We start from the raw sequence: 13,461 nt of genomic DNA, 5'->3' as shown, positions 1-13,461 counted from the left end.
CGGCCCGCCGGCCCCGCCGCCCACAGCTTTTCGGCGAACCGAGCTTCCCCCCGCCCCCGCCATCGGCCAAAGCGTGCGGCGATGACGGTGCGCGTGGACATGGGAGTGGACGGCAAGGGTGATGCCGTCGCCATGGATCTCGAGGAGCTGCTGGCGACGCGATTGCTCGTCCAGGGCAATTCGGGGTCGGGCAAGTCGCACCTGCTGCGCCGGCTGCTCGAGCGGAGCGCCGGCCATGTCCAGCAAGTGGTGATCGATCCCGAGGGCGACTTCGTCACCCTCGGCGACAGATATGGCCATATCGCCATCGAAGCGGCCGATTATTCGGAGCGCGAGATCGCGCGCTTCGCCACTCGGATTCGTGAACACAGGGCTTCGGTGGTCCTCAGCCTGGAAGGGCTGGAGGCCGAGGGGCAGATGAAATGCGCCGCAGCCTTTCTCAACGCGATGTTCGATGCGCCGCGCGACCATTGGTATCCGGCGCTCGTCGTGGTCGACGAGGCGCAGCTGTTCGCGCCCTCGGGCGGCGGCGAAGTGGCCGAGGACGTGCGCCGCGCCTCGCTCTCGGCGATGACCAACCTGATGTGCCGCGGGCGCAAGCGCGGCCTGGCCGGGGTGATCGCCACCCAGCGCCTCGCCAAGCTGGCCAAGAACGTCGCGGCCGAGGCCTCGAACTTCCTGATGGGGCGCACCTTTCTCGACATCGACATGGCGCGCGCCGCCGATCTGCTCGGCATGGAGCGGCGCCAGGCCGAGGCGATCCGCGACCTGGCGCGCGGCCATTTCCTCGCGCTCGGCCCCGCCGTGTCGCGCCGGCCGATCTCGGTCCAGATCGGCCCGGTGGAAACCAGTGCGCGCAGCGGCAGCCCGAAGCTCACCCCGCTGCCCGAGGCCCCCTCGGCCGAGCTGAAGGACCTGCTCCTCGCCCCCGCCGAGCCGGAATGGACGCCGCCCGCCCCGCCGGCCCCGGCCCAGGCCCCGCAGCTCGCTTCCGACCGGCTGCTCGAGGCGCTCGCCCGCTCGGTGCCCGCGCGCGAGGAAGTCCCCGAAGTCGATCCCGAGGAAGCCGCCGCCAAGATCGCCGATGTGCTGCGCGACATCGTCGCCGATGCGGAGAGCGCCTATCGCTCGCCTTCGGTGCTCTATCAGGATTTCCTGGTGCGCTGCCGGATGGTCGGGCTGGCCCGGCCGCCGCTGGACCTCTCCGCCTTTGTCCGCCGGCTCTCGGCTGCGCGCGCGGGCATCCATGGCGATCCGGACGACGATTGGGCCCAGGCGCTGGAGGCGGCGCGTGCGCTGCCCGACGACATGCTGGGACCGTTCCTGCTCGTCGCCCGCGCCGCGCGCGAGGGCGCCCCCTGCCCCAGCGACACCGAGATCGCCGCCACCTATGGCACCAGCTCGCTGGGCCGAGTGCGCCGGCTGCTCCAGTATATCGAGAGCCGCGAGCTGTTCGTGACGCGCACCGATCTGTCGGGCAAGCGCTCGATCACGATACCGCGGCTCGGCTGGACGACCCAGCCGGCGGAGATCGGCGGCTAGAGGCGCCCCAAGCGGAACCGCGCCGCTTCGGCGACGCTGAAACCGCCCTACAGCCCGCGCAGCCAGGCCGCGGTGGCATCGACATGCGTCACCGGGAGCATATGGCCGCCATCGAGCATCTCGACCGCGCCGTTCGGAATGTCCGCGGCAGTCTTGCCGCCATGGAGCGCGGGATCGAGCAGCGCATCCTGCCGGCCATAGAGAATCGAGACGGGCAGGCCGATCTCGCCATAGCGTGGCGCCTGGGCCTGCATCACCTGTGGCGCCATCTCGATCTCGTAGCAGCCCATCAGAAAGCTCCGCGGCCGGATGGCAAGCGCGCCGCCGGCCTTGATCGGGAAATCGCCGGGCACCGGATCGGGCGCGAACACCCGCACGGTCGTGGCCTTGCCGTTGCGCATCGCGAGCGGCACCGCGATCGTCCAGGCGATCAGCGGACGCAGCAGTGCGGGCACGACCAGCCCCTTGAGGGGCCCGGGCGCCTCCGCGATCGGCTGGGTGAGCGGCGAGATCAGGCCCAGGCCGCGAACCGTATCGGGATGCCGCAGCGCCAGCGCCAGGCTCACTGCACCGCCCATCGAATGGCCGACGAGCAAGGGCTTCTCCAGCCCCAGCGCGCGGATCGCGGCGGCAATCGCATCGGCCTGGCCGGGAATGTCGAGCCGGAGGCCGGTGAGCCTGGAATAGCCCCAGCCGGGGCGGTCCATCACGATCACCCGGCGGTCGGTGGCCAGCCGCCCGGCCAGCGCATAGGTGAAGGCACGCAGCTGGCTCATGATGCCGTGGATCATCACGATCGCGGGCGCGTCGGCAGGGCCCGTCTCGACATAGTGGATCCGCACGCCGGGCACCTCGACGTGCCTGCCGTCCATCGGCACCCAGCGCTCGACGCCGCGCGAGACCCAGGCCGACCAGAGCACGAGCGCGCCGACCACCACTGCCAGCGCCACCAGGAACCAGAGCATCATCCCTCCTATTCGGCGGGGACTTCCTCTCCGCCCTCGGCCGCACGCTCCTGCGCCTGCCGCGCCCACATCTCGGCATAGAGACCGTTCTTGCGCAAGAGCCGGGCGTGCGTGCCCTGCTCGGCGACGCGGCCGGCCTCCAGCACGATGATCCGGTCGGCATGGACCACCGTCGAGAGCCGGTGCGCGATCACGATGGTGGTCCGGCCGTGCTCGATCGCCTCCAGCGTCGCCTGGATATCCGCCTCCGTCCGGCTGTCGAGCGCGCTCGTCGCCTCGTCGAGGATCAGGATCGGCGGGTTCTTGACCAGCGTGCGCGCAATGGCGACGCGCTGCTTCTCGCCGCCCGAAAGCTTGAGCCCGCGCTCGCCGACCCGAGTCTCGAAGCCATCGGGCAGCGACTGGATGAAGCCGGCGATCGCCGCGCCGCGCGCCGCCGACGCGATCTCGTCGTCGCTCGCGCCCTCGCGGCCATAGGCGATGTTGTAGCCGATCGTATCGTTGAACAGCACCGTGTCCTGCGGAACGATGCCGATGCTTCCGCGCAGCGACGTCTGGGTGACGTCGCGAATGTCCTGCCCGTCGATGGTGATGCGGCCGCCGGTGACGTCGTAGAAGCGGTACATCAGCCGCGCCAGCGTCGACTTGCCCGCGCCGGAGGGGCCGACCACTGCGACGGTGGCGCCCGCCGGAATGTCGAGATCGATGCCCTTCAGTATCTCGCGCTCGGGATCATAGCCGAAATGCACGCCTTCGAACCGGACATGGCCCTGGGCAATGACGAGCGGGGCGGCCCCCGGCGCGTCGCGCACCTCGGTGCCGGTATCGAGCAGGTCGAACATGCTGCCCATGTCGATCACGCCCTGGCGGATGGTGCGATAGACCATGCCGAGCAGGTCGAGCGGGCGGAAGAGCTGCGACAGCAGCGTCGAGACGAGTACCACGTCGCCCGCTGTGAACTTGCCGCTGCTCCAGCCGAACACCACCAGCGCCATGCCCGCGCCGAGCATGAAGTTGGTGATCAGCGCCTGGCCGATATTGAGCCAGGCCAGGCTGTTCTCGCTGACGGTCGCCGCGCGGGCATAGGCGGTGACGGCATTCTCGTAGCGCTGCGCCTCGCGCGCCTCGGCGTTGAAATATTTCACCGTCTCGAAGTTGAGCAGCGAATCGACAGCGTGCGCGACGGCGCCGGTATCGAGGTCGTTCATCTGCTGGCGCAGCTTCGATCGCCAGTCGGTCACCCAGCGGGTGAAGGCGATGTAGAGCACCACCATCGCCATCGTGCCGGCGACCAGCCACGCGCCGTAGCGCGTCCAGAAGATGCCCAGCACCATGGCGAGCTCGAGGATCGTCGGGGCGATGTTGAACAGCAGGAAATAGAGCATCGTGTCGATGCTCTTGGTGCCGCGCTCGACCACCTTGGTGATCGCGCCGGTGCGCCGCTCGAGATGGAAGCGCAGGCTCAGCTGGTGCAGGTGGCGGAACACGTCCGACCCCAGGCGGCGCGTCGCATCCTGCCCCACCCGCTCGAACACGGCGTTGCGGAGATTGTCGAACAGCACGGTGCCGAAGCGCGCCAGCGCATAGCCGGCGACCAGTGCGACCACCAGCCACACCGCGTCGCGCGAACCGCCCGCCATCCGGTCGATCGCACCCTGCAGGGCAAAGGGCGCGCCATAGACCTGGACCAGCTTGGACACGACCACCAGGCCGAGCGCGATGACGATGCGCACGCGCAGGCCGGGCGCATCCCTGGGCCACAGATAGGGGAGGAAACGCCGCAACGTGGCGAGCATCGGGCGCTCGCCGGCGGGTGCATCGGGATTGGAAGCCATCGCCGCCAAATCTGGGGCGATCGGCGCCGGGATGCAACGGTCGACCGCTCCCGCACGTTGCATGCCCCGGAAGGAAGGTGCGATGGACCAGGTCTTCTACCTGCTGGCGATCCTGGGCTGCAGCGACGACAATCTCGACTGCCGGCAGGCGCGGGTCGAGCCGGCGCGCTACACCAGCCATGCGAGCTGCCAGGAAGCGATGGCCGATGCGCTGCGGCGCAACGCCGATCTGGACTTCCCGGTCATCGCCGGCGCCTGCCAGCGCCAGACCCCGGAAATGGCGGGAGCGGGCGCCGCGAAGGCGGGTGGCAAGGGCCGCTAGCGGGGTCGCGTCCAGAGCGCGGGATCGCGCGGGGCGGCGCGATACAGGTCCCGGCGGCGCAGCGCCTGCCACCACGCGCGGGCGATCCAGCCGATCTTCTCGAAGCCGGAAGTGGCTGCGCGGCGATCCCATGCATGTTCGCCGCGATCGGCAACCTTCCGCGCGATATCGCCATAGATGCCCGCGGCGGCGAGCACTGCCCAGGCAGAACGAAAGCCGAGCGCCGGGGTGCCGGCCCGCGCGCTCGCGGCATAGTCGGCCGCGCTGCCGGCGAGCCTGCCGGCGAGAACCGTGAGCCGCTGGCGGAAGGGTGGCTTCATGTGCTGGCCGGGCGGGATGTCCATCTCGGCCAGCCAGTCGTCGGGCAGGTAGCAACGGCCCATCCGGTCGTCCGCATCGATGTCGCGGACGATATTGGCGAGCTGGAAGGCAATGCCGAGATCGCAGGCACGGTCGTGCGTCGCCGTATCTTCCGGCGGGATGCCCATGATCACGGCCATCATGCAGCCGACCGCGCCGGCGACATGATAGCAATAGCGATGGAGATCCGCGGCGTGCCGGGGACGCCAGCCGGCCGCGTCGAGCGCGAAACCCTCGACCAGATCCCACACCAAATGGTGCGGCAGGCCGGTCTCCGCCGCCACGATGCGCAGCGCGTCGAAGGCTGGATCGCCCACCTGCTGCCCGGCAAGCGCCGCTTCGGTGAGCAGCCGGATGCGGGCCAGGCCGGCCCGGGCATCCGCCGCCTGCGCCGCGCCGCCATGATCCTGCCCGTCGGCAAGATCGTCACAGGCGCGGCACCAGGCATAGAGCAGCCAGGCCCGTTCGCGCGTCCGCCGGTCGAACAGCCGGCTGGCGGCGGCGAAGCTTCCCGAGCCCCGCGCGATCGCTTCCTGCGCGGTCGCGACGAACGCGGCACGCCCAGGAAGGCGCGAACTCACAGATCGTCGCGCTGCATGCGGACGATCGGAACGATCGGCTGATAGGCGTTCATCTTGCCCAGCAGGCCGTCCAGCGTCGTGTCGACGATCAGCATCGACTGGTGCTGCGGCCGGACGAAGCCGACCTTGCCCATATGCTCCCAGAACGCGACGAGCTGGTCGTAATAGCCGGCGATGTTGAGCAGGCCGACCGGATCGGTGTGATAGCCGAGCTGCGCCCAGCTCAGCGCCTCCCACAATTCGTCCATCGTGCCGGTGCCGCCGGGCAGGTTGAGAAAGCCGTCGGCCAGTTCGGTGAAGCGCGCCTTGCGCTCGTGCATCGTGTCGACGACGTGGAGCTCGGTGAGGCCGCGATGCGCGACTTCGGCGTTGACGAGCAGCTCGGGGATCACGCCGATCACTTCGCCGCCGGCGGCGAGCGCCGAATCGGCCACCGCGCCCATCAGCCCGAGCTTGCCGCCGCCATAGACGACGCCGATGCCCTGCTCGGCCAGCGTGCGCCCGACCTGGCGCGCGGCCTCGATATAGATGGGGTCGGCCGGCGTGGCCGAACCGCAATAGACTGCGACACGCTTCATTGGATCTTCCCGATAGCCATGGTTTCCCCCGCCTTCGGCCAGAATGCGCGCGGGGGCAAGCCGCTCACTTGCCGTCGCCGAGCATCAGCGCAGCGGTCGCCTTCGCGCTGCCGACCACGCCGGGGATGCCGGCGCCGGGATGCGTGCCCGCGCCGACGAAGAACAGGTTGTGGATCGCATCGTCGCGATTGTGGGTGCGGAACCAGGCGCTCTGGGAGAGGATCGGCTCGAGGCTGAAGGCAGACCCCAGATGCGCGCCCAGATCGTCGCGGAAATCGGGCGGGGCATAGCTGAACTTCGTCACGATCCGATCCTGGAGGTCCGGGATCAGCCGGCGCTGGATCTCGGCGAGGATGCGCGCCTCCAGCACCGGGGCGATCTCGTTCCAGTCGGCCGGGAACTTGCCGAGATGCGGCACCGGCGCCAGCGCGTAGAAGGTCGCATGCCCGGCCGGCGCCATCGCGGCATCGCTGGCGCTGGGATGGTGGAGATAGAGCGAGAAATCCTCGCTCAGCACGCCATGATCGAAGATGTCGGCGAGCAGCCCCTGATAGCGGGGGCCGAACAGGACCGAATGGTGCGCGATCTCGGGAAAGGTCCCGCGCACGCCGAAATGGACGAGGAACAGCGACGGCGAGAAGCGCTTGCGCACCAGCGACTGCGCCGCCCGCTGGCTGGAGCGCGAGCCCTTCAGCAGGTCGCGATAGCTGTGGACCACGTCCGCATTGCAGGCGACCGCATCGACCTGCAGCTCATGGCCGCCCGCCGTGCGCACCCCGGTGACCAGATCGCCCAGCGTGTCGATGGCCGTCACCGGATCGCCGAGCCGCAACCTGCCGCCCAGCCGCTCGAAATGGCGGACCATCCCGGCGACCAGCCGGTTGGTGCCGCCCTCGGCCCACCAGACTCCGCTCTGGCGCTCCAGCTGGTGGATCAGCGCATAGATCGCGCTCGCCGTCATCGGGTTTCCGCCGACCAGCAGCGTGTGGAAGGAGAAAGCCTGGCGCAGCTTCTCGTTACGGATGAAGCTCGCCACCTTGGCATAGACCGATCGCCACGCGCCGTATTTGGCGAGGGCGGGCGCGGCGCGGACCATCGCCATGACGTCCTGGAACGCGACATGGCCGAGCTTCACATAGCCTTCCTCGTACACGCCGGCGGCATATTCGAGGAACCGGCCATAGCCGGCGACGTCCTGCGGCTCCAGCCGCGCGATCTCGGCGGCGAGCTGATGGTCGTCGTTCGAATAGTCGAAACGCGTGCCGTCGGGCCAGGAGAGGCGGTAGAAGGGCGTCACCGGCTTCAGCTTCACATCCGCGGCCATGTCGTGCCCGGAAAGCTGCCAGAGCTCGCGCAGTGCCTCGGGCGCGGTGATCACCGTGGGGCCGGCATCGAAGGTGAAGCCGTCCCTTTCCCAGAAATAGGCGCGCCCGCCCGGCTTGTCGCGCGCCTCCAGCACCACTGTCTCGACGCCCGCCGATTGCAGCCGGATCGCGAGCGCGAGCCCGCCGATCCCGGCGCCGACCACCACCGCGCGCTTCACCGCAACGACTCCCGTATCGCCAGGAGCGCGCGGCCGATCGGCACCGGCGGCTTGCCCGAGACCAGCCGCATGCGATCGAGCAGGGTGGAATGCCCCGCATAGAAACGCCCGATCAGCTGGGGATCGAGCCGGTAGAAGCGCTGGAGGATGCGGTAGCGCTCCATGGGTTCGGCGGCCTTGAACAACATGGCGGCGAGCATGCGGTAGAAATGGCGGCGGCGCCATGTCGATCGGGCGAAATCGTGCAGCAGGCGGTGAAGCGCCGGGCCGCCGAGATCGCTCGCCGCGGCGACGAGCACGGCGGTGCGCACCGCATCGGGCAGCGCATAGCTGGTGAGCGGGTGGAACAGGCCGGCGCGCGCGCCCGCCTTGGCCACCTTGTTGCCGCCCGCCTGCCAATAGGCTTCGAAATCGCCGCCCATCACCACCGGCAGCGCCCCGCCCTCCTCGCGCACTACGCGATCGACTTGCCAGCCCTGCGCATCGGCATAGGCATCGATCCGCCTGCCGAGCAGCGCCGCGTCGAACTCCGGCGTGTCGCTGTAATAAGTATCCTCGACAAAGGCGCAGGTGGGGCTGAACGGCAGCGCATAGACGAAGCGATAGCCGTCGAGCTGCTCGACCGTGGCGTCCATCAGCTTCGGCCGCTCCAGCCCGTGTGCCTCGGCCAGCGCCAGCTCGCGGCCATGGAATTTCTGCCAGCCGCAGCGCAGCGCCGCGAGGTCGGCGGGGCCGCGGCAATCGATCACCCCCTTGGCCTCGATCCGGTCGCCGTCGGAAAGGACGACTGCGGTCGGGCTGGCGGCTAGCACCTTGCGCCGGGTCATCACTGCGTGCGCGGGCAGCTCGGCACGCACGACCTGGTCGAGGCGGCGCGATTCGATCGAATAATAGCCGGTGCGCAGGGTCCGTGAGACCGCCGGGAAGGCGACGTCGTAGCTCGTCCAGCCATGGCCGATCAGCGGCGCGGTGAGCCAGCGATCGGCCGGCGCGACATCGGTGGCGAAGAAGGACCAGAGATGGTTGCCGCCGATCCGGCTGCCGCCCTCGACGATGCGCACGTCGCAATCCGGGCGCCTGCGGCGCAGCGCGAGCGCGATCAGCCCGCCGGCAAGACCCCCGCCGACAATCGCCACGTCGCAGTTGATCGTTGCGGGCATGGCACAGGCCTAACCCAGCGATTCGCGCGATTCCAACAAAAATGCCCCTCCCGCGCGAGCGGAAGGGGCAGGCGTGGCGGGAGCGACCGCGATACGGTCACGCCCCGAGCTCGGAACGAAGGTTCAGGCGGCCTTGAGCAACGGCCATTCGGCGGCCATCGCGCGCGCCACCGCCGGGCGGGCGCGCACGCGTTCGCGATAGGCCGCCAGCACCGGCCATTCGGCGATCGGCACCTTCGAATATTCGCACCAGTTGAGCACCGCGAGCAGATAGGCGTCGGCCACGGTGAAGCGATCGTCGAGATATTCGCGACCCTCGAGATGCCGGGTCAGCACCGCGAAGGGCCGGGCATGGCGGGCGCGCGCCGCATCCTGCTCGACCGCACCATAGCCCTTGCCGAGGATCGGCATGAACACTGCCTTGTGCAGCTCGGTGCTGACGAAGTTCAGCCAGGCGAGCATCCGGTAATGCGCATCGGAAAAGCCGGTGAAGCTGAGCGAACCCTCGGGCGCCAGCTCGGCGATGTAGGTGAGCACCGCCGGCCCTTCGGTAAGGACGAAGCCCGCACCGGTCTCGATCGCCGGAACATAGCCCATCGGCGAGATCTCGGTGAAATCGCGCCCGTCCGGCAGGCGCAGGTCGCTGGGCACCTGGACATATTCGGCGTCGAGCCCGGCCTCCTCAAGCGCGATGCGCGCCGCGAGCGAACAGGCGAAAGGCGTGAAATAGAGCTTCATGACGAGTCTCCCTTGATTTTTGTACGATCTCGCACAAAAATCGGGGCGTCAAGGAATATAATGCGAAACGATACAAAAATAGCGCCGCGCGGGCGGGGTCGGCCGCGCAAGTTCGACCAGGAGGCGGCGTTGCGCGCCGCGCTCCAGCGCTTCCGCACGCTCGGCTATGCCAATACCTCGCTCGACGAACTGGCCGCGGCGACAGGCGTGAACCGGCCGAGCCTCTATGCGACGTTCGGAGACAAGAAGGCGCTGTACCTTGCCGGCCTCGCGCGTACGCACGCCATTGTCGATTCGACCTTCGCCGCGCTCCACGATGTTCACTATCCGCCGGAGAAGATGCTCAAGGCGCTGTTCCTCGGCGCGATCGAAGGCTTTCTGACCGGCGAGTACGGCCCTTCGGGCTGCATCGCGGTGAACACCGCGGCGGCCGAGGCAGTGGCCGATGCCGATATCCGCGCGGCGCTGGCCGGCTTCGTGCAATTGCAGGACGAATGGATCGAGAAGCTGATGGAACAGGCCGGCAGCGCCGATCCGCGCGGCGACGCGCAAATCGCATCCTCGGTGATCCATTCGCTGAGCACCCGGGCCCGCGCCGGCACTCCGCGCGCCGAACTGATTGCCATCGCGAAGAAAGCGACTTCGCTGCTGCTGGCATGATCAAATACTTCCCCGCGATCATCGGCGAAGGCGTCAAATAGCTTTATTATCAAGCTGCAATCGAACGTCCTGCAGTTCATGTCCATTTCGGCGGCGAACCCGTTTGACTTCTATCCCAACGAGCGCAGCATTCCCCAACCACGACTCATGGGGAGAATGGAAACATGCAGCGCATAGCCTGGCCTTGCTTGGCCGTCATTGCGACACTCACCACCGGCTACGCGGCATCGAATGCCGCCACGGCGAACGTTTCGGGGACATCGGCCAAGATCGCGGCCGCACCGGTCAATGCCTGCGAGAAGGTCAAGACGGCCGGCTGGAAGGCGTGGCTCGACAAGATGCCGGGACCCCACATGACACCGACGCTTCACGTCACCGGGCAGGCGACCACGCCGACGGGCGGCTGGAAACTGATGCTCAACCGGGGCGCCACCACCAAGAACCTTCCGCCGACCCAGTATTTCGACTTTGTCGCATTTGCGCCGACCGGCCCGGCTCCACAGGTCGTGACGACGCAGGAAGTGAAGGCCGAGATCAAGCGCGCGCTCCCGAAGTACAAGGAAGTCGTGATCCTCTGCGGCAAGAAGGCGATCGCGACGATACCCGTCAAGATCGTGACCTGAGCTAGGCGGCGGCGAGGATCGCGCGCGCCCGCGCCAGATCCTCGTCGTCCACCATCACGCGCACCGGGATCAGCAGGTACGAGCCATCGGCGATGCTGGTCCCGGCGTCGAACACGAAGCTGGGGATGTCTTCATCCTCCAGCCGCCCCTGGACGATGAAGGCTTCCTGCCGATCGTAGCGGCCGAGTTCGACGAGCGGCATCAGTGAAGCTCCCGGATGAGATTGCGAGCGGGCAGCCCGTGGCTGCCAAGCGTCGGCGGGAAGGGGTACCGGCGCCCGACGGGCGCGCGTCGATCGCCGGAACGCGCGAGCATGCCGGCTATTGCACCTGCCGTGGGCGGCGGGGGACACCCGGCACGCATTCGAGATGGGCGCGGTCCCAATGGCCGAGGTCCGCGACGGCATCATAGCTCGCCTGGAGGAAATCCAGCAGCAACGCCCCGGGGTCTTCCGCCGCGCGCACCGCATCATATTCGAGCAGCCATTCGCCGAGACCGGCGTCGTAATAGGCGGGCGCCGGGAGCTTCGCCTCCCCATAGCCGGCGGGCGCGGGATAGCCATAGGCGTAGAAGGCCGCCTTCGGGAACGCATCGCTGCCGGGCCAGAAGCCGGCGCTCGCCTCTTCATGGCTATAGGCTTCGCAGGTCACGGCATCGGGAAGTCCCGGGATGCCCCCGGGATGCAGCGGCGCCGTCCGGCCGGAAAAGCGCGTCACCGCCAGATCGAAACTGCCCCAGAAGAAATGCACCGGGCTGGCCTTGCCGAGAAAGCCGGTGCGGAACTGCTGGAAGACCCGGTCCACCCAGAGCAGCGCGCGGTGGAAGTCGCGTACCGCCTCGGCATCCCAGGGCCGGGGAGCGATGTCCCGCACAAAGGCGACGGCATCGGGAAGCTCGCTCGGCGTGCCGTCGAACTTCACGGGTACGCCAAGCGCGACGAGCGCGCCGACCAGCGCCGCGTGGAAATCGGCGATGCTCCCCGGGCCGAGCGGCAGAACGGCCTCGCCGCCGCTGTCCGTCGAGAGGCGGAGCTCGCCGGCCTGCAGATCGAGATCGAGCTGGAGCATCGCCTCGGTGCAGGGCACCGGGCCGGTGGTGAGGCCGCGCGCCGTCGGATAGAGCGCCACGTGCCAGCCATGGTTGAGCCAGGGCGTCCGCGCGAGGCGGATCTTGCCGAGCATCTGGGTGATCAGGTGCAGATGCTGCGCGGTCTCGCGCCAGCCGGACCAGTCGAGTTGGGGCAACGCCTGGGTCATGCTCCCACTCTATCCGATCGGTCCGACGAACAACAGCTGCCACCCGGCCACGACCGACCAGTGGACGAGAACGCGCGGCCAGATGCTCCCGGTGGCGCGATAGAGGCGAACGAGCAAGGTGCCGAGCACCGCCACGACGGCCAGGAAACCCGGCTCGAGAAAGGTCGCCGACCAGGGCGGGCCGTAGGTCAGCGCCGGAAGGGGATGCCAAAGGACGAACGCGCTGACCGCGAGCGCCCATTGCCACGGCGCGAAAGGGCGATCGGGCAGAGGGACGAACAGCGCGCGGAATACCAGTTCCTCGCCCGGCACCGGCACCAGCATCAGGCCGAAGAAGATGTCGGGACCGGATAGGAGCGCCTCAAGGTCGCATTTTCGCGGATAACGCCGCCTCAGAAATTGCCGCCAAAGGAATCCATTTAATTCAGCCAGTTATCATTTCCCCGATCAAGCATCGCAGTCACCCGAAGGTGCGGCGTAAAAAATAGATCTGGCATCAGAAGCTGTCACGGATTCGGTTGTATCTGTGATTTTCGAAATATTTCAGAAACATGTATCTTACTTCTTAGAAACTCATTGGGGGGCTTTCAGGTCGCAATCGTCGTTCCGCACCGGTGTTCCGGGGTGGCTGGCCGCGTCGCTGATGGTTCGCAGGAACTAGTAGCGGGGGATGGGCTATGCGCTTTGATTTGCTTGCGCGTGCGAGCTTGCTTGCGATCGCGTTCTCGACGCTTCCTGCGCATGCGCAGGAAGCGACCAATTATCAATATGATGCGCAGGGGCGCCTGACGGGATCGGCGACAGGTGGCGGCCCGAACACGGGCGTCGTGATGGCCACCTGTTTCGATGCCGCAGGCAATCGGGTGCATTACGCCAAGGGAACCGGGGCAATCCCGGCATGTGCAACGCCCACGCCGATCCCCACCGTGAGCCCAACACCCACCCCCACCCCGACACCCACGCCAACCCCGACGAATTCGCCGCCCGTGGCAGTTGCCGATAGTAAATCGATGATGTGCTTTATGAGCACCACGCTGGACGTTCTGGCGAACGACTATGATCCGGACGGCAATGTACCGCTGTCTCTCGTGAGCGTTTCAGGGCCCGGTATCTCGATAGTCAACAGCACGACAGTCCAGATTGATTCTGGCTGGCCAGGTAATTTGATCTTTTCCTACGTCGTTGCCGACTCTCTTGGCGCCACCGCGACCGGGACCGTGACGGTGACAGTCACCGGCACCCAGAAGGTTTGTGAAATCAGGTCCGGCGAGCTTTGATGGGCGGCGGCGTGGCGTCGC

The 13,461-nt window shown here is 67.9% G+C and carries 15 protein-coding genes; 5 read left to right on the top strand and 10 right to left on the bottom strand.

Translation table 11 applies throughout. The features are described 5' to 3' along the window. The first annotated feature begins 81 nt into the window (after window positions 1–81). On the top strand, window positions 82–1,542 hold the full coding sequence (locus FFS08_RS02480) for a helicase HerA domain-containing protein (protein WP_137871807.1): 1,461 nt from the start codon (window positions 82–84) through the stop codon (window positions 1,540–1,542). A gap of 47 nt (window positions 1,543–1,589) precedes the next feature. Here FFS08_RS02480 and FFS08_RS02475 read toward each other — a convergent pair whose 3' ends face one another. Then, window positions 1,590–2,510: an alpha/beta fold hydrolase gene (locus FFS08_RS02475; protein ID WP_137865030.1), complete on the bottom strand. Its 921-nt coding sequence runs from the start codon at window positions 2,508–2,510 to the stop codon at window positions 1,590–1,592. Between the two features lie 5 nt (window positions 2,511–2,515). Next, window positions 2,516–4,342, bottom strand: a complete 1,827-nt coding sequence (locus tag FFS08_RS02470) for an ABCB family ABC transporter ATP-binding protein/permease (RefSeq protein ID WP_249341289.1) — start codon at window positions 4,340–4,342, stop codon at window positions 2,516–2,518. An 82-nt stretch (window positions 4,343–4,424) separates the two neighbouring features. Between FFS08_RS02470 and FFS08_RS02465 the strand changes: the two genes are divergently transcribed. Further along, window positions 4,425–4,664 (top strand): hypothetical protein, encoded by a 240-nt coding sequence (locus tag FFS08_RS02465; protein WP_137865031.1) that lies wholly within the window; start codon window positions 4,425–4,427, stop codon window positions 4,662–4,664. Here the strand turns inward: FFS08_RS02465 and FFS08_RS02460 are convergent. From FFS08_RS02460 to FFS08_RS02440, 5 genes are all read right to left on the bottom strand, one after another. Further along, window positions 4,661–5,605, bottom strand: coding sequence for a phytoene/squalene synthase family protein (locus FFS08_RS02460; protein WP_137865032.1), 945 nt, complete (start codon window positions 5,603–5,605; stop codon window positions 4,661–4,663). The genes FFS08_RS02465 and FFS08_RS02460 overlap by 4 nt on opposite strands. Beyond that, complete coding sequence (locus FFS08_RS02455; RefSeq protein ID WP_137865033.1) at window positions 5,602–6,183, bottom strand: LOG family protein; 582 nt, start codon at window positions 6,181–6,183, stop codon at window positions 5,602–5,604. The genes FFS08_RS02460 and FFS08_RS02455 overlap by 4 nt, the downstream gene beginning before the upstream one ends. A gap of 64 nt (window positions 6,184–6,247) precedes the next feature. Further along, a complete protein-coding gene (locus FFS08_RS02450; protein WP_171012433.1) occupies window positions 6,248–7,726 on the bottom strand; it encodes a phytoene desaturase in 1,479 nt (492 codons plus the stop codon). Then, entirely contained in the window at window positions 7,723–8,886 is a 1,164-nt protein-coding gene (gene crtY, locus FFS08_RS02445; protein ID WP_137865035.1) for a lycopene beta-cyclase CrtY, read from the bottom strand. Before crtY ends, FFS08_RS02450 begins: the two co-directional genes overlap by 4 nt. A 123-nt stretch (window positions 8,887–9,009) precedes the next feature. Beyond that, window positions 9,010–9,624 (bottom strand): glutathione binding-like protein, encoded by a 615-nt coding sequence (locus FFS08_RS02440; protein ID WP_137865036.1) that lies wholly within the window; start codon window positions 9,622–9,624, stop codon window positions 9,010–9,012. Window positions 9,625–9,684: 60 nt separating this feature from the next. On the opposite strand from FFS08_RS02440, the gene FFS08_RS02435 reads away from it, so the two are divergent. Then, a complete protein-coding gene (locus FFS08_RS02435; RefSeq protein ID WP_137865037.1) occupies window positions 9,685–10,284 on the top strand; it encodes a TetR/AcrR family transcriptional regulator in 600 nt (199 codons plus the stop codon). A 188-nt stretch (window positions 10,285–10,472) separates the two neighbouring features. Beyond that, window positions 10,473–10,907, top strand: coding sequence for a hypothetical protein (locus FFS08_RS02430; RefSeq protein WP_212741941.1), 435 nt, complete (start codon window positions 10,473–10,475; stop codon window positions 10,905–10,907). Between the two features lies 1 nt (window position 10,908). On the opposite strand, the gene FFS08_RS02425 is transcribed toward FFS08_RS02430, so the two are convergent. The 3 genes from FFS08_RS02425 to FFS08_RS02415 all read right to left on the bottom strand — a co-directional run bounded on the left by FFS08_RS02425 (window position 10,909) and on the right by FFS08_RS02415 (window position 12,487). Continuing rightward, complete coding sequence (locus FFS08_RS02425; RefSeq protein WP_137865039.1) at window positions 10,909–11,109, bottom strand: putative signal transducing protein; 201 nt, start codon at window positions 11,107–11,109, stop codon at window positions 10,909–10,911. 118 nt (window positions 11,110–11,227) lie between these two features. After that, window positions 11,228–12,163, bottom strand: a complete 936-nt coding sequence (locus FFS08_RS02420; RefSeq protein ID WP_137865040.1) for a DUF5996 family protein — start codon at window positions 12,161–12,163, stop codon at window positions 11,228–11,230. Window positions 12,164–12,172: 9 nt separating this feature from the next. Further along, the gene (locus FFS08_RS02415; RefSeq protein ID WP_137871806.1) at window positions 12,173–12,487 is read right to left on the bottom strand and encodes a CPBP family glutamic-type intramembrane protease; all 315 of its coding nucleotides are present in this window, start codon (window positions 12,485–12,487) and stop codon (window positions 12,173–12,175) included. A 353-nt stretch (window positions 12,488–12,840) separates the two neighbouring features. Between FFS08_RS02415 and FFS08_RS23360 the strand changes: the two genes are divergently transcribed. Continuing rightward, window positions 12,841–13,440: an Ig-like domain-containing protein gene (locus FFS08_RS23360; protein WP_171012432.1), complete on the top strand. Its 600-nt coding sequence runs from the start codon at window positions 12,841–12,843 to the stop codon at window positions 13,438–13,440. Window positions 13,441–13,461: the final 21 nt, after the last annotated feature.

Source organism: Sphingomonas sp. 1F27F7B, assembly GCF_005503355.1.
In the GTDB taxonomy this organism is placed as follows: domain Bacteria; phylum Pseudomonadota; class Alphaproteobacteria; order Sphingomonadales; family Sphingomonadaceae; genus Sphingomonas.
This window is presented reverse-complemented; position numbering and strand designations above follow the sequence as displayed.

What these genes read in the sequence shown, in the direction of transcription:
- FFS08_RS02480 (WP_137871807.1), top strand. Translation starts at nt 82, where the DNA reads ATGACGGTGCGCGTGGACATGGGAGTGGACGGCAAGGGTGATGCCGTC.
- FFS08_RS02475 (WP_137865030.1), bottom strand. Translation starts at nt 2,510, where the DNA reads ATGATGCTCTGGTTCCTGGTGGCGCTGGCAGTGGTGGTCGGCGCGCTC.
- FFS08_RS02470 (WP_249341289.1), bottom strand. Translation starts at nt 4,342, where the DNA reads ATGGCTTCCAATCCCGATGCACCCGCCGGCGAGCGCCCGATGCTCGCC.
- FFS08_RS02465 (WP_137865031.1), top strand. Translation starts at nt 4,425, where the DNA reads ATGGACCAGGTCTTCTACCTGCTGGCGATCCTGGGCTGCAGCGACGAC.
- FFS08_RS02455 (WP_137865033.1), bottom strand. Translation starts at nt 6,183, where the DNA reads ATGAAGCGTGTCGCAGTCTATTGCGGTTCGGCCACGCCGGCCGACCCC.
- crtY (WP_137865035.1), bottom strand. Translation starts at nt 8,886, where the DNA reads ATGCCCGCAACGATCAACTGCGACGTGGCGATTGTCGGCGGGGGTCTT.
- FFS08_RS02440 (WP_137865036.1), bottom strand. Translation starts at nt 9,624, where the DNA reads ATGAAGCTCTATTTCACGCCTTTCGCCTGTTCGCTCGCGGCGCGCATC.
- FFS08_RS02435 (WP_137865037.1), top strand. Translation starts at nt 9,685, where the DNA reads ATGCGAAACGATACAAAAATAGCGCCGCGCGGGCGGGGTCGGCCGCGC.
- FFS08_RS02425 (WP_137865039.1), bottom strand. Translation starts at nt 11,109, where the DNA reads ATGCCGCTCGTCGAACTCGGCCGCTACGATCGGCAGGAAGCCTTCATC.
- FFS08_RS02420 (WP_137865040.1), bottom strand. Translation starts at nt 12,163, where the DNA reads ATGACCCAGGCGTTGCCCCAACTCGACTGGTCCGGCTGGCGCGAGACC.
- FFS08_RS02415 (WP_137871806.1), bottom strand. Translation starts at nt 12,487, where the DNA reads ATGCTGGTGCCGGTGCCGGGCGAGGAACTGGTATTCCGCGCGCTGTTC.
- FFS08_RS23360 (WP_171012432.1), top strand. Translation starts at nt 12,841, where the DNA reads ATGCGCTTTGATTTGCTTGCGCGTGCGAGCTTGCTTGCGATCGCGTTC.